Below are 21,615 nucleotides of genomic sequence, written 5' to 3' on the forward strand. Positions count from 1 at the left end.
TGGCAAACCGCTAAGGCTGTTATTGTTACGCGTCTGCAAAACACCGAAAAGCCATCACCTAGAATGGCCAACCGATTTTCAGGAATGAATTCCTAAGCATGTTATCCAAGCACCTCGCCACGTCCAATAGAGTTTTCGACTTCATCTGCCAATGGATTCTTCCACTTGGCTTCTTGCTGCTCCTGTGTGCCTTGTTCTTTCTGCCGGGGCGCAGCCAGCACCATAAATTGTTCTACGGTTTGTTCAGCATCCCCGCCCTCATAGCCGTGTGCCTGAGGCCGAGCGCGTTGAAGGAGCTGATCCGCGAGCCGATTTTCGTTGCCCTCTTGATGTTCGCGGGCTGGGCGCTGATCAGCGCGTCGTGGGCACCCGAGACCGAAAATATCGCGCGCCTGATCAAAACCGCATTGCATACCGCGTTCTTGTTCGTCGGCTGTTACCTGTTGGTGCGCTATCGTAGCGACCTGCTGCACCCTCTACTGTTTTGCGCGGCAACGGTCGCCCTGATCGCCACGCTCTACAATTTGTATGCGTTTGCCCAGATATATCAGCCGCAAATGCGCCTGATTGGCGGCGGCGCCTTCGACAATCCACTGCTCGCCTCACACCTGTACGGTTTTTTCTGCGTCTACTGGTTAAGCCTGAGCATGCTCTGGAAAAATCGCCATATTTTCTGGCTGACTGTCCCTGCGGCCCTGATCATGTTCTCCGCGGTCGTCGCTACCGGCTCACGGACCCCCTTGGTCGCATTGTGCGCCGCCGCCATCTGGATAGGCATCCTTTGCTGGAATCGTCGTTCGCTTGCCTTGTTCAGTCTCCTGATCATTGGCGGCGGCGTCACAAGCGTATTGTTCTCCGAGATGATCTTCGCCCGCGGGGACTCGTACCGCTTCGAGATCTGGCAGATCATCTTGCAGTCGATAGCCGAGCATCCCTGGATCGGTCACGGCTTCGGCGCCGACCTGGAGGTGGATCCAGGCATCGGCTACATGCTGGCGGAGCCTCATAACTTTGCCCTCGGGGTCCTGTACTACGTCGGGATTATTGGCTTTGTTCCATGGATCTTTTTCCAGGCCTGGGGCTTGCTGAACAGTTGGCGTTATCGGGTCCAGCCCTTGTTGGTGGTCGCTTCCACCTGGCTGGTATATGGCATGGCAGCAGGGCTGACTGAAGGTGGTGGCATTCTTTCCCGGCCGAAGGAGCACTGGTTCCTGCTGTGGATCCCCCTGGCCCTGATCGCCGCCTTGAGCATCAATTATCGCGCCAGGCGCTTGCTGGTCACGCCTGTGCAACGGCTGACGCCGCAAGCCCTGGACAGCCTTGCCTCAGGCGCCCAAGTGATCGAATCCGACGGTCTGGGACCAAAAGTCCTGCGCCTGGAGGGGGGAGATTTTCTCAAGCTGTTTCGCGCCCGCCGCTGGTACACCTCGGGCGGCTTCAATCCTTATTCCGAGCGCTTTGCGGTGCACAGCCAACAATTGCAAAACCTGGGAATACCGAGCCCGACAATCCGCCACGTGTACCATCTGAACGATGGCAGCAGCGCAGTGCACTACGTTCCCCTCCCAGGAATGACCTTGCGCCAGGCGCTGCAAGATACTTCTACGCCCGCGCAGCGCCACGCCCTGGTCGAAGGCTTTGGTAGGTTCATGGCGCAACTGCACGAACGAGGTGTTTACTTTCGCTCACTGCACCTGGGCAATGTGCTGGTGCTGGAAAACGGTGAATTCGGCCTGATCGATGTCGCCGACCTGCATCTCTATCCGTCGTCCCTCAGGATCGCGCTTCGCCAGCGAAACCTGCGCCACATGCAGCGTTATAAGGAAGATTACGGCTGGCTTTTCGAACAACATCTTGAGGCGCTGCTTGACGGCTACGCCACGGTTGCCTCAAAAACAGCCGTTGATAACCTGCAAAAGCGTATTTTGTCGGGAAGCAACCCAGCCCGGGCATGATGCCCCCTCGAACCCCAGGCTTTTAGCGCAGGCCGCTCTTCGATACCGAATGTAGCGGCCTGGATTTCTTCGCCAAAGGTGATCGGGCTTCAGTGTTTTTCCAGCGGGCAGAAAAACAGCCGACCCAAGCCTCGCCAGGTTTTTTTATTCCAGGCCCTGAAGGGAATCTGCGCCAATAATTCACGGGCGAACGTATGGTCGCGGTTGGACGTTTTCAGGAACATGGAATTGAGAAACTTATAGCGCACCTGGTCATAAAGCGGATGATCGCTGAACAAGGCATAGGTACGCAGAATACTGTCGGTCATGAACCGATGGTTCTTGTAGGAGTTGGTTGCGTGCTTGCGATAGCGCGCCATCAAGACACTCAGGCCATCGATAAAATAACCGGCCCGGGTCACTTTCAGCTCGATCAACAGGTCTTCCAGGCGAATCTGCGGATCGAACCCACCTACCTTCTCCAGCGCCTCGCGACGAATCATCAGGGTCGGTGCCGGCGGGTAGGGCTTGCGCTCCATGAACATGTCTTCGAAATCCAGTCGCCGGAAGGGTACCTCGCGGTTCTGACGACTCTCGGGAAAAAGATTCCCGTCGGCATCGATCAGTTCGATATTACCCGCACAGATACCGACCTCGGGCTTGCCGTCCATGTAGGCCACCTGAACGGCAATCCGCTCGGGCAGCATAATGTCGTCGGAACCAAACGGCACAATCAAGCTGCCACTGCAGCGAGCGACCGCTTCGTTAAGCGTATTGGTCAGTCCCTGGTTCTGCTGGACCCGAAAGTCAAAGCCGTGCACCGCCTGCAAGCGCTGGATACGTTCGACGCTGTCATCAGTGGAACCATCATCGATGACCAGCAGCTCTATGCTCGGATAGGTCTGCCCCAGGACACTGAGGATGCATTCCTCAATGTATCGGCCATGGTTGTAAGACGCGATGATCACGCTTACGACAGGTTGCGCGGTGCTCATGGCTGCTCCTTTTGGGCTTCATTCAGGCCGGTCTCGATCAGCTCAAGGTATTGCCGACGGAATACTTCGATGTCGTGCTGCTCGACAAGGTATCGATAGGCTCGCTCGCCACAGGCCTGGAGCTCGGAGTCCGAAAGCCCCAGGTAGGTGTCGAGTGCCGTTATCAGGCTCGGCACATCGGCGGGCGTTACCGCCAGGCCTCCGGCCCCCTCAATCAATGGCAACATGGCCGGTACGTCCGAAGCGATCACCGGCAGATGTCCACTCATGCCTTCCAGCAACGCCAGGCCCAAGCCTTCGGCCAGGGAGGGCATGGTCCAGATATCGAATGCCCTCACGTATTGCAGAGCGTTTTCCTTGAAACCCAACAGGTGGGCGCGATCCCTCAGCCCCAACTGATCGATCTGCGCCGCCAGCCGGGACTCTTCCCGTCCGGCGCCAATGATCGCCAGTTGGGCCGTAGGGTATTTGTCCTTGAGCGCGGCAAAGGCTTGCAGCAGGTATGTGTGCCCCTTGACCGGAACCAACCGACCCAAGGCACCAATCAGCCTCACCGAAGGGTTGATACCCAACAGTTCACGGGCGCGCTCACGCGGGTGCTGCAAGGCTTCAGCCTGTTCGATATCAATGGCGTTGGTGATGGCGTAGGTATTGGAGTCGGTAAAACCGCAACGACAGTCCAGCAGATACTGCTTGACGGCCGGCGACACGCCGACAAACCGCCAGTGGCGATCCACGAGCCGCTGCGTCTGGCGGCGACGATAAAACCGGTCATATTCCCCGAACCCGTGGGAAATGCCGATGCACAGCGGGATTTTCAACCATCGATTGAGCTGCAACATCATGTTGACGGGTTTGAAACGATTGCACACGACAACATCGAATTTTTCCCGGCGACAGAACTGGTACAACTGCCACATCGCACGAAGGCGCATTCCCTTGAGCGCCTTGTCGGAAAACTCGAAATAAACTGAACGGTCCGCCCGACTGACGGCTTCGCCAGGCCCTGGGCGACCACGCAAAAAAGCCGCTGTCACCTCGTAGCGTTCACTGGGCAGGGCCTTGACGATCTGTTCCGCAAGATCGGCGAAATCATGCTGCTTAACGTTGTAATCCGGCTGCAGCTGCAGCACCTTCAACCGCTGACTCATAATTCTCCTTGGTGCAAACCCGCCGCATCAATCATCCAGGCAGGCGATGTCGCCAGCCGTTGTATCCCGGCAGGATCTGGCTCGGGCAGGGCCGACCACTCGTTGCGCTTCCAGCAGACGAAATGAAAATAAGGGAAAACGCGGTCTCCATCCCGATCATTCGTCAGGCGACCATTACGCCAGTACCAGCGAAGGGGGAAATTCTCCGAACCGTCATGCCACTTTATGCATCCACCCGGCGTGCTGAACGCTTCTGTGAACTCACTGCGTCGACGCCATGGATTGAATTTACCCACCAGGGTAAACAGCGGCTCGGGAAAATTCTTGCGCCACAGGAAAATACGGCTGAACGCACCTTCGTCCAGCGCGTGGTGCCGATCATCGGTAAAACGTTCTTTCCAGTGTTTGATCAGCTTGAACACTTCACGTGCACGGGCGCTGTTGCGTATCAAGCACAAATGGCCAGCGACACGTCGCTCATGGGTGGAAAACACATCATGGCTGGCCAGGCGTTCAGCGGTGAAATACTGCCGAAGATCACCGTACACCAGGTCGATATCGCCAAAAGCCCAAAAGTCATAGCCGTCGAGACGATCGACATGAATGTACCCGAGGGCAGGCTTGATATCACACAGCTTGTAGGGCTGTTTCGGCCTGAATTCGATCTCCAGTCGCCGGGAAACCAGCTGGCAATACGCCTCGAACGTGGTGCTTTCGACCGTCACGTTCGGCGGAAGATTTTCCGGAACACCGCAGTCACTGAACAACAGCCAATCAATATCAGCGTTACGCCGGCAACTTTCGAGAAACAATGGCATCCAGAACGGCCAGCGTCCGAAATACGGAATGATAAAAAGAATACGCGGGCATGGATTGATCACAGCAAGCTCACATTCACCAAGGACGAAGGACGCTGGAGGCGGTAATGCGTCATTTATGTGTTACCTGTGCTTCGCAGGCGTCAGCAGCCAGAGGAGTTCGTGACGCCTGACCGCTTTACGGAAAAAATCGTTCTCGCCATAAACAGACCTCACTCTACGGGTCAGGACATACTGTATCCACCGCCTCAACCGGCGCTTCAAAGGCGCAGGCGGTTGCAGGTCATGCATCATTCCCAAGGCCATGGCCTTGTCCCGCTGGGCTGCCAATGATAAAGGCAAGCTCAAGGGTTGCATCAACTGACCTGGATCGAAGACCGGCGGCAATGCCACGCCTTCTCCGGTATTGCCCATGGGCCAACGATCGTTGTCGTGCAAGTGATTGGCGTAGCCCAACAACGTGGTCGGCTGCCACTCCAGTCCTTCGAGGGCTTGCAGGACGGCATGATGGGCGCAGAGATGGTCGGGGTGCGGATCAAGGGTCGGATGCGGCAACACAATGACCTCGGGACGCGCCTTGAGCAGCAGTTCGCGCAGGTCCGCCAACAGGTTGTTCCAGGTCGGCGCGCCGTCGGCATCGCCAGGCAGCAGGAACGGGTTCAACTGACGGAACAGCCGGGTATCGCTCAGGTCAGCCTCGCGAGAACCTTGGGGTTGGCTCGGCGCCGCTTGCATGGCGGCCAGTTGCAGGCAGAAGTAACCCAACTGCACACAGTGCGCTTCAGGCACCCCGGCCCAACGCGGCACGGCAATGCTGTCCCAGGCGCGCAAACGGCCCTTGAGCCGCGCAGCTTCGACGCGGTCCAAGCCCATCTGTCGATAATGTTCGGCTTCGATTTCACCGGCGGTCAGCGTGACGATCCAGGCTTCGTCGGCCTGGCTGTACAAGCCGTAGGCGGCCAGCTCCGCATCGTCGGCATGGGGAGCGATGACCATCACCCGCTGGCGCTGCACTTGCGGCGGCGTGAACGACCATAGCGTCGGCTCGCCCAGCAAACGGCAATGACGCCCGCGCAGGCGCAGTTCGCCTCGGGACAACGCCGCGCCCTGCTCGCTGAGATTGAGATAGCGCAGGCCGTTGACCCCGCGCTCGAACGTTTGCAGGTCCCTTTCACCGCCCAACAATTCGACAACCGGATCGATGAAGCGCCCCAGCCAGGTGCTCTTGACCCGCAACGCGAGAATCAGCGTCGCACCATCGTCCAGAATCACGCCTTCGTCCAGCCGCAGCCGCCCGGCATTGAGGTGCACCTTGGGTTGCTGGGTGAACGGCGGGAAGCTGTACTGGTAATCATCCCTGGGCGAATAGAACAGATGATCGGCGAACCACGCTTCATGGGCGATCCAGCCCAGCACCGCCAGCACCAGGGGCAACCACCAGGCCACTGCCACCCCCAGCGAGATCAGCGCGATGAGGGCGAGCAGCAGCCCCACGCGCTTGTTGCGACGGTGGCGCTTGAGCAACTGTTGCTTGCGACTGATCGGTGGGTTCATACGGTAAACACCGGCACGGGGTTGCACCAACGGTCCTTGTACTCCCGGTCCGCCCGGCCGAACGAAAAACGCAACGGCTTGCCGGCGGCACGGGCATGTTCCCAGGCGCTCTGGGTGTTGAGAAAGCTCAACACACTGCCGGGGCTGAATTCGCGAGTCTGTGGGTCGACGCCACCGTTGATGTACTCGACGCTGATCCACTCGGGCGCTTCGACGCGATACACCAATTGGATGGCAATCGGCGCATCGTTGAGGAAGATCACCGAACCGATCAGCCATTCGCGCAGCAACTCGATCACCTCGCCCATGCGCTCGGCACCGGTGGCCGCAAAGCCCCAGCGACGCAGGAACAGGTCGCAGTAGATCGAAGCCAGCTCGGCACTGGAAAATTCGCCGACCGGCCGCACGACCCCGCCCGCCTCTTCCAGCAAGCGCAGCTCACGGCGCTGGTTGTAGCGAAACTTCTTGGACAGCTCTTCCGGCGCGCGGGCCATGGCCAATTGTTCCTGCTGCAACTTCAAGCCACTGAAACGCCCCTCGTTGAGGGCCGACAGATAACGTCCACGATGACGCAACGGTGCTTGTGCATCGGGCGCCGCCGGCAGGATCAGCTCGGCATTACCCAGGTCGAACAAGCCCTTCTTGCCACTGCGCTTGAGCACGTCCTTGGACAACGCCAGGTCGCGGCCCCAGGTCGGTATGGCCGCCTTGAGTTCACCGTTCTGCTCGAACGCCAGATAACGCACGGGAATCCCGGCCAGGGCCGCCAGGCGCTCGACCACCAGGGGATGAGTCGCCACACTGCCGCCAAAACGCTGCCAGGCCTGGGCATAAATCGACGCGTCTACGGCTGTCCAGCCGCGCTCACGCCAGCCTTGGAATCGATTGAACATTCAGGCCCTCGGCGCCAGTTCGGTGACTTGGGGCAAACGCCAGAATGCCTCGCGTACGGCGCGATCAGAGAAGCGCTCGCGCAAGCGATCAAGCATCAGCTCGGCGCATTGGCGACGCTGCAGATCGTCCATGGCCACCAGGTGTTGCAGCCCCTGGGCCATGTGCTCGGCGTCACCGAGCGGAAACAGGATACCGACGCCTTCGACCACTTCCTTGGCACCACCGCAAGCAGTGGCCAGCAACGGTACGCCGGCAGCCATGGCTTCGAGCAGCACCATGCCAAACGGCTCATGGTCGGAACTCAGGGCAAACACATCGAACGCGCGGAAATAACGGCGCGCCTCGGGCACCTGGCCGAGCAACAGCACGCGGTCGGCGATGCCTAGCTCCAGCGCCAACGCCCGCAGCTCCGGCTCCCGACGTCCCTCACCGAGAATCGCCAACTGGCTGTTGGCTGGCAGATACGCCAATGCCGTAGCAAAACCACGCAACAAGGTGGCCTGGTCCTTGTCCGGGTGCAGACGGCCGACATTGCCGACAATCCAGGCGTGCGCATCCAGCCCCAGGGTCTGCCGTGCCTCCTCCCGGGAGACCAGGCTGGCCTGCGTGGCGTCGAGGTCGATGCGGTTGTAGAGGGTCTGGATCCGGGCAGCCGGCCATTTCGGCAGGCAGCGGCGCATGTCGTCACGCACCGCATCGGAAACCCCGAGCAGGCTCAGGCGTTTACGAAAAACCTGGGCGAACAGCCGGCGGGTACGCCGCTGATAGTCACCGAAGGCATGATGCACGCCAATCACCGGCAAGCGGGTGCCGAGCAGGGCGATGTAAATCGGCTTGAAGCGATGGGCAATGCAGAAACTGAAATTGCGCGAGGCGGCAATCTTGCGCAGGTCGCTGATGGCGCCCAGCTTCAGGCCACGAATGGCACTGGAGCTGTACTCCATGAACAGCACCTCGTCCGAGGCACAAGCGGCGGCTACTTGCGCATCCGCCGCCCCGGTGAGAAACACCGTGGTCACGCGATAGCCAGTGCCCACGAACAGGCTGGCGTACTGACGGGCGCAGTCCAGGAACGGCCCGTCATAACCGTGGCAGAATTGCAGCACATGTCGCTCAGCCGAGCGTGTCATAAGCGTCCACGCCGTCTTTGACCACCAGGATGTCTTCCATAATCAAGTATTGCAGATCGGAACCGAAGAACATGTTCAGCGCATCGGTCGGCGAGCAGATCATCGGTTCGCCACGACGATTGAGCGAGGTGTTCAGCGACACGCCGTTGCCGGTCAGGACTTCCAGGGCCTTCATCATGTCGTAGTAACGCGGGTTGTATTCGCGCTTGAGCACCTGGGCCCGGGACGTGCCGTCTTCATGGACGACTTCCGGCACGCGGGTTTTCCATTCTTCGGCCACTTCGAAGGTGAAGGTCATGAACGGCGCCGGGTGATCGACCTTGATCATCTGCGGCGCAACGGTGTCGAGCATCGACGGGCAGAAAGGCCTCCAGCGTTCGCGGAACTTGATCTGTTCGTTGATCCGATCGGCCACGCCGCTGGCGCTTGGGCAACCGATGATCGAACGACCGCCCAAGGCGCGCGGGCCAAACTCCATGCGCCCCTGGAACCAGGCCACCGGGTTGCCGTCGACCATGATCTTGGCGATACGCTCGGGGGTGTTGTCGATCTTGCGCCACGCAGGCTTGCTCGGATGACGGGCGCACGCAGCGATCACGTCTTCGTTGCTGTAGGCCGGGCCGAGGTAGACGTGTTCCATCTTCTCTACTGGCACGCCACGGGCGTGGGACACATAAGCCGCCGCACCCACGGCAGTACCGGCGTCGCCGGAAGCCGGTTGCACGAACAGCTCCTTGACGTCGTCACGGGCGATGATTTTCTGGTTCAACTTGACGTTCAACGCGCAGCCGCCGGCGAAGGCCAGCTTGCCGGTTTCCTTGAGCACGTCGCCCAGGTAATGATCGATCATTTGCAGCGCGAGCTTCTCGAACAGCGCTTGCATGCTCGCCGCGTAGTGAATGTACGGCTCATCGGCGATGTCGCCTTCACGTTTCGGGCCGAGCCATTCGATCAGCTTCGGCGAGAAGTAGAAGCCCTTGCCCTTCTCCTTATAGCGACGCAGGCCGATCACGTTGGCGTAGTCGGTGTTGATCACCAGCTCGCCGTTTTCAAAAGAGGCCAGGCGCGAGAAATCGTACTTGCTGGCATCGCCGTAGGGCGCCATGCCCATGACCTTGAACTCGCCATCGAGCATTTCAAAGCCCAGGAACTCGGTGATCGCGCCGTACAGGCCGCCCAGGGAGTCCGGGTCGAAGAACTCCTTGATCTTGTGGATCTTGCCGTTTTCACCATAGCCGAAGAAGGTCGTGGCGTATTCGCCCTTGCCGTCGATGCCCAGGATTGCGGTTTTCTCCTGGAAGCCCGAGCAGTGGTAGGCGCTGGAGGCGTGGGCCAGGTGATGCTCGACCGGCTCGATCTTGATCTTTTTCGGATCGAAGCCCAGTTGTTCCAGGCACCAGACGATCTTGCGGCGATAGCGCTTGTAGCGACGGTTGCCCATCAGGATCGCGTCGAGGGCCCGGTCCGGGGCGTACCAGTAACGCTTGGCGTAGTGCCAGCGCGCCTCGCCGAACAGGCTGATCGGGGCGAAGGGGATCGCCACCACATCGACGTCGGAAGGCTTGATGCCGGCCTGCTCCAGGCAGAACTTCGCCGATTCGTAGGGCATGCGGTTCTTTGCATGTTTATCGCGTACGAAGCGCTCTTCCTCGGCCGCCGCGATCAGCTTGCCGTCAATGTACAGCGCTGCGGAAGGATCATGGCTAAGGGCGCCGGACAGGCCAAGAATCGTCAATGCCACAGGGGTCTAGCCTCTTATGTCTGCATACGGGCGACAAGCGCCTCGAAAAATTGATGTGCCGCGCACTTGGGGCACGGGGCAGCTAAAGGGCGGGATTATAGCTTAAAAGCGCCCTTAAACCTCTAGCAGTGAGTGGGAGCTTGTTGAGCACTGTCGCTCGGGCACTCATTGACGCTCACGGCGCTAAAGATTTTTAACCTTGAACACATCGACCGGTCGTGTTTTGTGGGCACGTAAACGCTTGTACGCACTTTCGACAACGAGCGATGCCTGCCTCCCATGCAGTATCTGAACATCCGCAAAAGACAAATAAAAGACAGCCTATACGGCCAGGTGATCCATTCCGACAGCTAGAGCTGGGCATACAAAAACACAGAGCCCAACGGAATAATCAATAACTCTGTATAACTCAAGCAACTGCTTGTCGCCACTGTCAACATTGACAGTGGCGAGCCCTTTAAAAACCAATGCAATTGAACGCGATCTTGTATTAGCCACAACAGGTGATGGGGGGAGTAATGTCATCACGAGGCGCCGCAGACGGCAGCTCGGCGATTAGTCTTGAAGTGCAAAATCGTAGGAACGGAACAGTAAAAATTAAAGCTGGATACTATAATTTGTGGGTGCAACTTACCGCCTATGACGTTAAAACCGCTCAACGGGAACCTAACAGTCCTTACCAAAGATTGACTCAGCGCGACGCAGGGAACGGGTATTATTCTTTTACTGTGGATTTTTTATTTTCATGGAGTAGAAGATTCCTACATTTTTTGAAATACATTGAAGTGCCTTGCGATGGTATTTTTTTGGATGGAATGGGGTGGGGATGAGGTGGGGTGTATATCCGTTTCTTCGGTAACGGCTGCTTAGGGTTCCGCCCAACAGCGGGTCACTTTCGAAAAGCCCGGAAGCCGGCCCAGTCAAAAGTAAGCAAAACGCTTCTGCCCCACCGCGAGGCGGCCTAGTAGCCGACCTGGTTCTTCCGGTCATACCCATCAGATCTGTGGGAGCAAAGCTTGCTCGCGAGGCGGCCTGACAGCCGACCTGATTCCCCCGGTCGTACTCCGGTCCCATTGTGGGAGCGAGCCTGCTCGCGAAAGCGGCCTGTCAGCCGACCTGGTTCTCCAGTCATACACCCGTCAGATTTGTGGGAGCAAAACTTGCTCGCGAAGGCGGCAGTGCATTTCACACCTGAATCCGCCCCCTTTCTCGACCTTAAGGTCTATGCAGTCCGTGGCGAGGATGCATCGGGGACCTCAAGTGAACAGCTGGGTCTTCACTTGGGGTTCATAGGGTGGACGAGGCGCTATCGACTGTTTTGGGCACCCGCTCATCAATCACCCGATACAGCGCGCTGTCCTGCGGCCAATTGCGCATGAACCGTGCGCGATCCCGGGCGTAGGCCTGAGCGAAGCTGGCGTGGGTACGGTGTTGGCACATCGAGTCGAGGTCGATCAGCGCCCAGCGGTCGTGCTGCCAGAACAGGTTGTGGCCCTTGAAGTCGCCGTGGCTGATACGTTCACGGATGAGGTCGGCGAACAAGTGATCCAGCGCCAGCAACTCCGCCTCGGGAGCGTCACCGTTTTGCACGTAAGGGCCGAAGCGCTCGATGATGTCCGGCCCCGCCAGGTGTTCGGTGACAAGGTAAGCGCCGCGGCGCAGCCACAGGAAACGCTTTTCCAGCAGCGCCAGGGGCTTGGGCGTGGCGATGCCGAGAAAGGCCAGGCGATGGCCCTCGCGCCAGGAATGCCAGGCGCGACTCGGGCGCCAGAAGCGCTTGAGCCAATGGGCGAAGTTCTTGATGTTGTAGCGTTTGATCACCAAGGTACGACCGCTCACCTCGACTTTGCCGACACTGGCCGCGCCGCCGGTCTTGTACAGGTGGCCCTGGTCGAGCAATGCATCGGCCTGCTCCAGCACCGGTATCATGGCCGCTTCTTCATCTCGGCGGATCGCCCGCAGGCCGAACGCCCCGCGCTGCACGCTGAACAGGCTGCACTCGCGCCCGACTTTCGCGAGGAAATCCTTCAGGCGCCAGGCTTGCACCTTGTCGATCTGTTTTTGCAGCGCCTCCATTGGCAGCGCATGTTCGGCGTTGCCCAGCAGGTAGTACACCAACAGTTCTTCATTGAACGGCTGGAGGGCTTTGGGAAGCTGGGCGAAAAACACCCCCAGGTTCTCCAGGACTTTCTGCCGCGACAGCGGCTGCCCTGGGGTTTCCGCGCGGATGCCGGCGCCGTCGATCAAATAGAGTTTGCCGTCGTGACGCAGCAGATTGTCCAGGTGCAGGTCTTCCTGCCACAGGCCTTTGCTGTGCAATTGCGCGATAGCGCCCAGGGCTTCGGCCAGTACCGCCGTCTGCTCGTCGGCCAGCAAGGGCAGGTGCTCGACCTGTTTCCAGGCATCCCCCAGGCTCTCGGCGCCTTCGAGCAATTCGAACAACAACCAGCCGCCTTCACCCTCTTTCAGGCCATCGGCCAGCAACAACGGCGTGGTCAGCCCCTGCGCTGCCAGCAGGCGCACGCCTTGCAATTCCCGCTGGAAATGCCGGGCGGCCTTGTTGCCCACCAATAATTTGGCCAACACCGGCCGGCCGCGCCAGACGCCCGCGCCGACATAACGCTGCCCCGGCAACACCCGCAACAGCGAAAGCAGTTGCAACTTCGCCGAGCCGGCGGCATCGGCCAGTTCCAGGCTCAGGGGCAGGCTCGGGTTGCGGCCGGCATTCTTCAATTCAGACAAATGCATCAACGGGCTTCCTTGTGGCTGCGCCGAGCGCTCAGACGGGTCATCCAGCGGTCGACCAGCCCACTGTCGAGCGGCTGGTCCAGATAACTGGACAGTAACTGGCGCACATCGGCATCACTCCAGGCAAAAGCGCGCCGCAGCAAAGGCTCCAGGTCCTTGATCCGATCGCGCAGGCCGAACAATAGCGGCCGGGTCTTTTCCAGGTCGATCAATTGCGCCTGATAGCCGTCGGCGGTGGCTTGCAGGAAGATGTGTTTTGGATAGAAGCAACCGTGCACCTGATGCATGCCGTGCAGGCGCCGCGCCAACTGACCGCAGGCGTTGAGGATGGTAGTGCGCTGCGCCGCCGTCAGGCTCGACCAGCGCTGCACCAGTGAATCCAGGTCATCCCAGCCGTCCAGGGCACGGGTCAGCAGGATCGCCCGCACCTCGCCGTTCACCTTGCGCTGGCCATAGAACACCGCTTGCAGGGCCGGAATGCCCAGTTGGCGATAGCGGCTGATGTTACGAAATTCCCGGGAGAAACTCGGCTCGCCAAACGGGTGGGACAAGGTCCGGGTCAGGTAATTGCTCTGGCGCTTGAGGTAATAACCCTGCCCCTCCAGCTCCAGCCGGAACACACTGCTCCAGCCGTCACCCGAAGTGTTGGGCTCGTCCACCGCGTCCAGTTGCCGTGCCCACAAGGCCTCGAAGCTGTCCAGGCCATGACGTTGCAACAACGCCTGGTCTTCAGCGGCCAGAAAATCAGTCATTCACGTCCCTCGAAAAATCTCACCACGTGACGGATGCGTTTTTTGTCGCACGCATCGAGCCGGTCGCGCTGGCGATATTGCAGGTAGAACCGCAGGCGCTGCGTGGCCGACAAATGGTATTTGGCCACTTTATCCAGGCACGCCAGGTCCTTGGTAATACGGTACTTGAGCCAGAAGCCACGCCAGAAGTCCCCGTTTGGACAGTCGATCAGAAACAGCCGCGAGCAGTCATCGATCAACAGGTTGCGCCACTTCAGGTCGTTATGGGTGAAACGGTGGTCATGCATGGTTCGCGTGTAGCCGGCCAGTTGCCGGCTCACGTCATCGACCCAGGCGCGGTCGGCCAGCCTTGGATCGCGACGGTCGGCCAAGGCCGAAAGGTCTTCGGTATGCGGCAGTTCGCGGGTAATCAGCGCGCCACGGGCATAGGTCGCGCCGCTTCGCTCCAGGCCCCAGCCCACGACTTCGGCGGTGGGAATGCCCCATTTGGCGAAGCGCTTGAGGTTCTGCCATTCGGACTTGACCCGGGGTTTGCCCAGGTAGCGTCGCAAGCCTTTGCCGGCCCCGACGTAGCGCTTGACGTAGTAATTCACGCCGTTGCGCTGCACCCGGATCACCTCTGACAACGGATCACGGGTCAATCGCTCCCCTTGCAACGCGAACACCGCCTCGAGGCTGCCGAAATCCTGCGCCAGATCGGCGTAGGCCGGCTCCAGATTCCAACCCGACATCAGAGCGCGTCCCCGTATCGTTGCTTGCGGGCATACAGCTTGTTGGCCTTGCCTTCGAGCCAGGCCAGCAGCGAAGCCTCCTCGGCAAGGATCCGGCGCAGTGGCTGCTGGAAATAGCCCTTGAGGAAACGCAACTTGTCGCGGCGGGTCAGGCCGATGTCCAGCGCCGAGAAATACAGCGCCGCCAGGTCCTTGTTGCGCCAGCGAGCGGTAATGGCTGGACGGGTCTGGGCGCGGTGCAGGTCGATCACCGAAAGTTTGAAATCGGCAGGTGTCACCGGCTTGTCGGTGTGCAGCAGGAAGTGGCAGATGTAGCAGTCGCGATGATTGACCCCGGCACGGTGCATCATGCCGGTCATGCGCGCCACTTCGGCGATCAGGGCACGCTTGAGTGCCGGTTGCGGCGGCTGCTTGACCCAGTCGATGCTGAAGTCTTCGAGGCTGACGGTCGGCGCCAGCTCTTCGGTGACGATGAACGAGTGCTGGTCTGCCGGGTTGCTGCCCTTCTCGCCGTATGCAACGGCGGTCATGGTCGGCACACCGACTTCCTGCAAACGCTGGATCGCTTTCCATTCCTGCCCTGCGCCGAGTACCGGCAGCTTGGCGGTGAACAGGTTCTTGAAGATCTCGCCCCAACCGATGCCGCGGTGGATCTTCACGAAAAAACCACGACCGTCCACCTCCGTGCGCAAGGTGCGCCGGGCTTCCAGTTCGCGATAGACCTCGCCCTTGAGCGCCTCGACTTCGGCGAACGCATCGCGCCCGGCCCAAAGGCTCTTGAACGGTTCGGCCAGCATCAACTTCATTGTGCGTGCTCCGCCAAAATCACATCGGCCGCGTGCTGCGGCATGCTGTAGAGGTCGGCCGTCTCGGCGAAGGCCAGACCGTTGCGGCTCCAGGCTACCCGGGCATCGGCATCGTTCAACATGCGACCCAGGTACTCGGTGAGCTGCGCTTGTTCGAACGGCTCGTCCAGCACCAAGCCACTGTCGGCCTCGGCGATGTAATGGGCGTACCCACACACCGCGCTGACCAGCACCGGCAACCCGGCCACCAGCGCTTCGAGCAGTACGGTGCCGGTGTTCTCGTTGTACGCCGGATGGATCAACAGGTCGGCGCCCAGCAGGAAACGCGGAATGTCGCTGCGACCCTTGAGGAAGCGCACATTGTCACCGAGCCCCAGTGCGGCGCTCTGCAGTTGGAATACCTTGGGGTCGTCCTGGCCGATTACAAACAGCCGAGTGCGTTTTCTCAATTCGGCGGGCAGCGCGGCCAGGGCCCTGAGGCTGCGATCCACGCCCTTGGTCTTGAACCCGGAACCGATCTGCACCAGCAGCAGATCGTCATCGGCCAGTTCGAATTCGGCACGGAACGCCGCGCGGATCTCGTCGGCGTCGGCGGGTCGCCGCCGGTCCTGGGCGATGCCCGGTGGCAGCAGGTGAAAGCGCTCAAGCGGCGTGCCGTAGTGCTTGATGAACAGTGGCTGCTGGACTTCGGAAATCATCAGCACGTCGGTCTTGGCGTCCTTGGCGAACACTGCCCGTTCGTACTCGGCGAAATGCCGGTAGCGGCCCCAGCGTCGGTACAGCGAATTGCGCAGGTTCTGCGCCTTGTCTTCGAAGCAGCCGTCGGCGGCGTAGTACACGTCCAGGCCGGGCATTTTGTTGAAGCCGATCAAACGGTCCACCGGGCGCTTGGCCAGGTCGGCCTCCATCCACGCACTGAGCTTCTCGTTGCGGCGATGGTTGAACAACGCCTTGACGGGCGCCACCAGCACTTCGAAGCCGGGCGGCACGTCGCCTTCCCAGATCAGCGTGTAGACGCGGATCTGGTGACCGCGTCGCTGGCACTCCAGGGCGATGCGCATGAAGTCACGCTGCAGGCCACCGAAGGGGAAGTACTTATAAAGGACAAAAGCCAATTGCATCAGCGCGGCTCCTCAGCCAATAACGTGCTCAGGTGGCTGGCAACACGCTCGGGGTTAAGACGCGTGAAGCACAGGGGCTGCTCGCGTTTCAGGTCAAACCGCCGGGCATCTTCGGCGGTCGGCGGGTAAGTGCATTGTTTCTGCATGCACGGCGCGCAAGGGAAATCACTGGCAAGGTGAATCTGGCCCTTGCCGTAGGCGCCGGTCAGCACCGGATTGGTCGGGCCGAGCAGCGAAATGGTCGGTACGTCCAGGGCCGCGGCCAGATGACCGAGACCGGTGTCCACGGCCACACAGGCCTGGGCACCGGCAAGCACCTTGCCCATCCCGCCGAGGTTCAGCTTCGGCAGCACCAGGGCGTTGCGCAACCCGTTGGCGATGCGTTCGGCCCGGGCCTTCTCGGCCGGGTTGCCCCAAGGCAGTTTTACCACCACGCCGAACTGCCCCATGCGCTCGGTGAGCTGGCGCCAGTAAAGTTCGGGCCAATGCTTGGACTCCCAGGTCGTGCCGTGCAGGAACACCACGTAGGGGTATGGGCGTGGCAACTCCACCAATCGGTCGATGTCGAGACCATAGCTGCCCTGGGTCTGCGGCAAGTCATAACCCAGCGCCAGGGCAAATAGCTGCCGTACGCGCTCGACCGCATGCTGACCGCGAGCCACCGCCAGACGTCGGGAATAAAAGCGCGCCGCCAGGGGCTCACGCGCCGAATTCTTATCCAGACCAGCCACCGGGGCCTTGACGTAGCGGGTCAACCAGGCGCTTTTCAGCAGGCCTTGGGCATCGATGACCAGGTCGTACTTTTCGGCGCGCACGTTCTGCTTGAAGCGTCGCCATTCGCCGCTCTTGATGGTTTGCCAGAGGTTCTTGCGCCAGCGACGGATCGCTACCGGAATGACTTTGCCCACGGCCGGGTGCCAGGTGGGGATTTCGGCGAAGCCTTCTTCCACCACCCAATCGAACTTGATGCCAGGAATCGCCCGCGCCGCGTCGGTCAGCGCCGGCAAGGTGTGGACCACATCTCCCAGCGAAGAGGTCTTGATCAGCAATACCCGCAAGTTACCGAACCTCCACGGGTGAGCCCTGCAGACGCTCCAGGGCCTCGCTCACCGACGACGGCATGAGCTGGCGCAGGCAATTGTAATGACCGAAGCGACAGGTGCGATCGAAGCACGGACTGCATTCGATGCCCAGGCGCACGACTTCGACCTTGTCGGCCAGCGGTGGCGTAAAGCCCGGCGAGGTGGAACCGTAGACCGCCACCAATGGGCGGTTAAGGGCCGCGGCCACGTGCATCAGGCCGGAGTCGTTGGAGACCACCGAATCGGCGCAGGACAACAGATCGATGGCCTCGGCCAGGGAGGTGTCGCCGCTGAGGTTTACTGATTCTTCCCGAAGGCCCGGGATCAGCCGCGAACGGATGTCTTCGCCCACCGGATGATCTTTTTTCGAGCCGAACAGCCAGACCTGCCAGCCTTCGCGAATCTTCGCCTCGGCAACCTGGGCGTAATGCTCGGCCGGCCAGCGCTTGGACTCACCGAACTCGGCCCCCGGACACAGGGCCAATACAGGACGGTCCAGGCTCAGGCCGAACTTGGCCAGCGCCGCTTCGCGGGTGACCGGGTCGATCTGCAGGCTAGGCCGTGGATACGGTTTGGGCAGCTCGACCCCAGGCTCGTAGGCCAGGGCCATGAAGCGCTCGATCATCAGCGGATAACGTTCTTTGTCCAGCGTGCGCACGTCGTTGAGCAGGCCGTAGCGAAACTCGCCTCGCCAGCCGGTGCGCTTGGGGATGCCAGCGAAGAACGGCACCAGTGCCGATTTCATCGAATTGGGCAACAGGATCGCCTGGTCGTACTGACCGGCCAGGGATTTGCCAATGCGCCGGCGGGTCGCCAGCTCCAGCACGCCGTGGCCGAGCGGGAAGCTCAAGGCCTTGCGTACCTCGGGCATGCGCTCAAGGATCGGCCGGCTCCACTCGGGGGCCAGGACGTCGATTTCGCACTGTGGATGACGCTGTTTCAGGCTCTGGAACAGTGTCTGCGCCATCACCATGTCACCGACCCAGCTGGGCCCAACGATCAGAATATTCATGTGCTTTCCAAAAACGATACGGGGAGGCCTACGCCTCCCCGCCTCGAGAATCACTGTGGCTTAGGTCGTTGCCTGTTGCCCTAATCTACAACACCCCACCCATCAACGGTGGGAGCGAGCTGTGTGGGAGCAAAGCTTGCTCGCGATCCAGGCGCTGCGGTCCTCAAGAGACCGCGGCGTTTTCATCGCGGGCAAGCCTTGCTCCCCAGGCCCAACTCCCGCCAGATCCGCAGTACCTGCCGACGCTCATCCACGAACTGGTCGCCTGCGATCACCCCGGCATCTTTCTGCAAGGCCTGGCGGTGAGCGGCGGAGCGGTAGGCTTTGTAGGCTTCGCGCAATAGCGTGGCATCTTCGGCCGGCATCAGCCCAACCTCCTGCAACCCGTCCAGAATGCGGATGTTATCGGTGTAGCGCACCAGCGACGGGTGTTCCTCGGACCACGCCAGGGCCGCGTATTGCACCATAAATTCAATATCGACGATACCTCCGGCATCCTGCTTGAGGTCGAAGGGCGCCGTGGCCTCGAAGGCATTCGGCGCGGTCCCGGCGGCGGTGGCCTTGCTGCCAAGGTTGTCGCGCATCTTGGCGCGCATCTCGCTGACCTCCTGGCGCAGCGTCGGCAAGTCACGCTTGCGTCCCAGCACCTGGACGCGGACCTTCTCGAACGCCTGGCCCACGTCCTGGCTGCCCACCAGCACCCGCGCCCGTACCAACGCCTGATGCTCCCAGGTCCAGGCTTCGTTCTCCTGGTAACGGGCAAACGCCCCGAGGGAACTGACCAGCAACCCCGACGCCCCGGATGGCCGCAGGCGCATGTCCACTTCATACAACTGCCCGGAGTTGGTCTGGGCAGTCAGCAGGTGAATGATCCGCTGGCCGAGTCGGGTGAAGAACTGTGCACCGTCGATGGGTTTGGGACCGTCGGTTTCCGCGTGTGGGTCGCCATCGTGGATGAACACCAGATCCAGATCGGAACCATGCCCCAACTCCAGGCCACCGACTTTCCCATAACCGACAATAATGAAGCCCGGATCGCACAGGCTCCCATCGGTGCGCAATGGCACGCCGTGCTTGGCGGTCGTCTGGCGCCAGGCCAGGGCCAGCACTTGTTCGAGAATCGCCTCGGCCAGCCAGGTCAGGTAATCGCTGACTTTCATCAGCGGCAGGCTGCCGGCGATTTCCGAGGCGGCCACCCGCAGGCGGTGCGCCAGCTTGAAATGCCGCAGCGCCTCCATTTGTTGCTCAAGGTCATCCTCGGGGATGCGCGTCAGACGCTCACGCAACTCCGCCGCCAACTCCGGCGCCAAGGGCGGCTTGAACAGCCGGCCCTCGTTGAGCAATTCATCGAGCAACAAGGGGAAACGGGTGATTTGTTCAGCAATCCACGGGCTCGCCGCGCACAACGTCAGCAAACGACGCAGGGCGCCGGGGTTTTCCGTCAACAGCACCAGGTAGGCCGAACGGCGGGCTACCGCCTCGACCAAGGGCAGCACCCGCTCCAGCACCAGGTCCGGATCGGCATGTTCCACGGCCTGGGCCAGCAGGCGTGGAATGAAAGCATCCAGGCGCTCGCGCCCCAGGCGCTGCATGGCGCGCAGTTGCGGGCTGCCGCGCAGGGCGGCCAAGGCCTTGAGGGCTTTGGGTGCATCGACGAAGCCGCCCTCTTCCAACTGACGACACGCCGCCTCTTCATCCTGGCTGTCTTCCCACAACGGCAACCATTCGCCGCCCACCACCACTTCGCTTTCGCCACCCGCCTCTTCATCCGGGTCGGCGATGACCTGGCCGAAATGCCAGGCCACACGCCCGCGCCAGTACATTAATTGCTCGTGAAAGGCCGACCAGTCGGCAAAACCCAGCATGAACGCAATGCGCGCCTGGTCCTGCGGGTTGTCCGGCAACATCTGGGTCTGGCGGTCGGCAATCGCCTGGATCGCATGTTCGGTATAACGCAGGAATTCGTAGCCTTGGCGCAGCTCGTCGATCACCTTGGCCGGCAGATAGCCCTGGCCTTCCAGAATCCCCAGCACCTTGAGCAGCGGACGCTGCTGCAAGCTCAGGTCGCGACCGCCGTGGATCAACTGGAACGCCTGGGCAATGAACTCCACCTCACGAATGCCACCCGAGCCCAGCTTGATGTTGTCGGCCATGCCCTTGCGCCGCACCTCCTGCTGGATCAGTTGCTTCATGGTGCGCAGCGCTTCGATGGCGGAAAAATCCAGGTAACGGCGATAGACGAACGGGCGCAGCATGTCGAGCAATTGAGCACCCGCCACCTGGTCACCCGCCACCACGCGCGCCTTGATCATGGCGTAGCGTTCCCAGTCGCGGCCCTGGTCCTGGTAATACTGTTCCAGGGCATTGAAGCTCAGCACCAGCGCCCCGGCCGAGCCATAGGGGCGCAAGCGCATGTCGACGCGGAACACAAAACCGTCGACAGTCATCGGGTCCAGGGCCTTGATCAGGCGCTGGCCGACGCGGATGAAAAATTCCTGGTTATCCAGCGGTCGCTTGACGCCCACGGTTTCGCCGCCCTCGGGGTAGGCGAAGATCAGGTCGATGTCCGACGACAGGTTCAGCTCCACGGCACCCAGCTTGCCCATGCCCAGGATGACCATCTGCTGCGGCTCGCCGCTGCGCCGACCGGTGGGTATGCCGAATTGCTGGCTGAGGCGCTGGTACAACCATTGATAGGCCTGGTCGATGCAGGTGTCGGCCATGTCCGAGAGGTCGCGGCAGGTCTGGACCAGGTCGGCCTGGCGGGTCAGGTCGCGCCAGATGATCCGTACCTGCTGGCGGGTGCGCTGGCGGCGCAGGACGCGGCCCAGTTCTTCTTCAGTCTCGGCGGCCTGCACGGCGGCACCGATCTGCGCGCACATTTCTCCGGGCGCCAGGCTGCGGTCCAGTTCGCCGCTGCGCACCAGCTCCAGCAGCATCACCGGGTCACGGAGACTCTGCTCGATGACAAAGTCGCTGGCGGCGGCAATACGGTTGAACGCCTCCCAGCGCTGCGGGGTCCAGGCCGATAGCCCGTGATCGTCGTCGAGCAAGGCGACCACCGCACGGAACGACTGCTCGGCACGACTGACCAATGACTGGAGAATGGCCGGTACTTGGACAAGCGAGGGCAGGCTCATGGTCTA

General features: G+C 60.9%; 16 protein-coding genes. 1 reads left to right on the forward strand and 15 read right to left on the reverse strand.

Annotated elements, in window-relative coordinates; all coding sequences use genetic code 11:
* The first annotated feature begins 98 nt into the window (after positions 1–98).
* Positions 99–1,955, forward strand: coding sequence for a bifunctional O-antigen ligase/aminoglycoside phosphotransferase family protein (locus ASC85_RS06445; RefSeq protein WP_057448687.1), 1,857 nt, complete (start codon positions 99–101; stop codon positions 1,953–1,955).
* An 89-nt stretch (positions 1,956–2,044) separates the two neighbouring features.
* Here ASC85_RS06445 and ASC85_RS06450 read toward each other — a convergent pair whose 3' ends face one another.
* The 15 genes from ASC85_RS06450 to glnE form a co-directional block, all read right to left on the reverse strand.
* Positions 2,045–2,929 carry a glycosyltransferase gene (locus tag ASC85_RS06450; RefSeq protein ID WP_057448688.1) on the reverse strand — a complete coding sequence of 295 codons (885 nt, stop codon included), beginning with the start codon at positions 2,927–2,929 and terminating at the stop codon, positions 2,045–2,047.
* Positions 2,926–4,080: a glycosyltransferase gene (locus ASC85_RS06455; RefSeq protein ID WP_057448689.1), complete on the reverse strand. Its 1,155-nt coding sequence runs from the start codon at positions 4,078–4,080 to the stop codon at positions 2,926–2,928. The genes ASC85_RS06450 and ASC85_RS06455 overlap by 4 nt, the downstream gene beginning before the upstream one ends.
* Entirely contained in the window at positions 4,077–4,961 is an 885-nt protein-coding gene (locus ASC85_RS06460; RefSeq protein WP_082534327.1) for a DUF6625 family protein, read from the reverse strand. Before ASC85_RS06460 ends, ASC85_RS06455 begins: the two co-directional genes overlap by 4 nt.
* Positions 4,962–5,021: 60 nt before the next feature.
* Positions 5,022–6,440 carry a PIG-L deacetylase family protein gene (locus ASC85_RS06465; RefSeq protein WP_057448764.1) on the reverse strand — a complete coding sequence of 473 codons (1,419 nt, stop codon included), beginning with the start codon at positions 6,438–6,440 and terminating at the stop codon, positions 5,022–5,024.
* An 8-nt stretch (positions 6,441–6,448) separates the two neighbouring features.
* Positions 6,449–7,345: an antimicrobial resistance protein Mig-14 gene (locus tag ASC85_RS06470; RefSeq protein ID WP_057448691.1), complete on the reverse strand. Its 897-nt coding sequence runs from the start codon at positions 7,343–7,345 to the stop codon at positions 6,449–6,451.
* Positions 7,346–8,476: a glycosyltransferase gene (locus ASC85_RS06475; RefSeq protein ID WP_057448692.1), complete on the reverse strand. Its 1,131-nt coding sequence runs from the start codon at positions 8,474–8,476 to the stop codon at positions 7,346–7,348.
* On the reverse strand, positions 8,460–10,217 hold the full coding sequence (locus ASC85_RS06480; protein WP_057448693.1) for a carbamoyltransferase family protein: 1,758 nt from the start codon (positions 10,215–10,217) through the stop codon (positions 8,460–8,462). Before ASC85_RS06480 ends, ASC85_RS06475 begins: the two co-directional genes overlap by 17 nt.
* A gap of 1,287 nt (positions 10,218–11,504) precedes the next feature.
* Entirely contained in the window at positions 11,505–12,965 is a 1,461-nt protein-coding gene (locus tag ASC85_RS06485; protein WP_057448694.1) for a lipopolysaccharide kinase InaA family protein, read from the reverse strand.
* Entirely contained in the window at positions 12,965–13,717 is a 753-nt protein-coding gene (locus tag ASC85_RS06490; RefSeq protein ID WP_057448695.1) for a lipopolysaccharide kinase InaA family protein, read from the reverse strand. The genes ASC85_RS06485 and ASC85_RS06490 overlap by 1 nt, the downstream gene beginning before the upstream one ends.
* On the reverse strand, positions 13,714–14,448 hold the full coding sequence (locus ASC85_RS06495; RefSeq protein ID WP_057448696.1) for a lipopolysaccharide kinase InaA family protein: 735 nt from the start codon (positions 14,446–14,448) through the stop codon (positions 13,714–13,716). The genes ASC85_RS06490 and ASC85_RS06495 overlap by 4 nt, the downstream gene beginning before the upstream one ends.
* Positions 14,448–15,254, reverse strand: a complete 807-nt coding sequence (gene rfaP / locus ASC85_RS06500; protein ID WP_057448697.1) for a lipopolysaccharide core heptose(I) kinase RfaP — start codon at positions 15,252–15,254, stop codon at positions 14,448–14,450. The genes ASC85_RS06495 and rfaP overlap by 1 nt, the downstream gene beginning before the upstream one ends.
* The gene (locus ASC85_RS06505) at positions 15,251–16,375 is read right to left on the reverse strand and encodes a glycosyltransferase family 4 protein (protein WP_057448698.1); all 1,125 of its coding nucleotides are present in this window, start codon (positions 16,373–16,375) and stop codon (positions 15,251–15,253) included. Before ASC85_RS06505 ends, rfaP begins: the two co-directional genes overlap by 4 nt.
* Positions 16,375–17,433 carry a lipopolysaccharide heptosyltransferase I gene (waaC, locus tag ASC85_RS06510; RefSeq protein ID WP_057448699.1) on the reverse strand — a complete coding sequence of 353 codons (1,059 nt, stop codon included), beginning with the start codon at positions 17,431–17,433 and terminating at the stop codon, positions 16,375–16,377. Before waaC ends, ASC85_RS06505 begins: the two co-directional genes overlap by 1 nt.
* Before the next feature lies 1 nt (position 17,434).
* On the reverse strand, positions 17,435–18,469 hold the full coding sequence (gene waaF, locus ASC85_RS06515; protein WP_057448700.1) for a lipopolysaccharide heptosyltransferase II: 1,035 nt from the start codon (positions 18,467–18,469) through the stop codon (positions 17,435–17,437).
* Positions 18,470–18,651: 182 nt separating this feature from the next.
* Complete coding sequence (gene glnE / locus ASC85_RS06520; RefSeq protein ID WP_057448701.1) at positions 18,652–21,609, reverse strand: bifunctional [glutamate--ammonia ligase]-adenylyl-L-tyrosine phosphorylase/[glutamate--ammonia-ligase] adenylyltransferase; 2,958 nt, start codon at positions 21,607–21,609, stop codon at positions 18,652–18,654.
* Positions 21,610–21,615 lie beyond the last annotated feature (6 nt).

It is taken from the genome of Pseudomonas sp. Root401 (assembly GCF_001425105.1).
In the GTDB taxonomy this organism is placed as follows: Bacteria; Pseudomonadota; Gammaproteobacteria; order Pseudomonadales; family Pseudomonadaceae; genus Aquipseudomonas; species Aquipseudomonas brassicacearum.

Bases quoted from the DNA above. Each gene is read 5' to 3' on its own strand.
- ASC85_RS06475 (WP_057448692.1), bottom strand. From the start codon at position 8,476: ATGACACGCTCGGCTGAGCGACATGTGCTGCAATTCTGCCACGGTTAT.
- ASC85_RS06490 (WP_057448695.1), bottom strand. From the start codon at position 13,717: ATGACTGATTTTCTGGCCGCTGAAGACCAGGCGTTGTTGCAACGTCAT.
- ASC85_RS06485 (WP_057448694.1), bottom strand. From the start codon at position 12,965: ATGCATTTGTCTGAATTGAAGAATGCCGGCCGCAACCCGAGCCTGCCC.
- ASC85_RS06470 (WP_057448691.1), bottom strand. From the start codon at position 7,345: ATGTTCAATCGATTCCAAGGCTGGCGTGAGCGCGGCTGGACAGCCGTA.
- waaF (WP_057448700.1), bottom strand. From the start codon at position 18,469: ATGAATATTCTGATCGTTGGGCCCAGCTGGGTCGGTGACATGGTGATG.
- ASC85_RS06450 (WP_057448688.1), bottom strand. From the start codon at position 2,929: ATGAGCACCGCGCAACCTGTCGTAAGCGTGATCATCGCGTCTTACAAC.
- rfaP (WP_057448697.1), bottom strand. From the start codon at position 15,254: ATGAAGTTGATGCTGGCCGAACCGTTCAAGAGCCTTTGGGCCGGGCGC.
- ASC85_RS06505 (WP_057448698.1), bottom strand. From the start codon at position 16,375: ATGCAATTGGCTTTTGTCCTTTATAAGTACTTCCCCTTCGGTGGCCTG.
- ASC85_RS06445 (WP_057448687.1), top strand. From the start codon at position 99: ATGTTATCCAAGCACCTCGCCACGTCCAATAGAGTTTTCGACTTCATC.
- ASC85_RS06455 (WP_057448689.1), bottom strand. From the start codon at position 4,080: ATGAGTCAGCGGTTGAAGGTGCTGCAGCTGCAGCCGGATTACAACGTT.
- glnE (WP_057448701.1), bottom strand. From the start codon at position 21,609: ATGAGCCTGCCCTCGCTTGTCCAAGTACCGGCCATTCTCCAGTCATTG.
- ASC85_RS06495 (WP_057448696.1), bottom strand. From the start codon at position 14,448: ATGTCGGGTTGGAATCTGGAGCCGGCCTACGCCGATCTGGCGCAGGAT.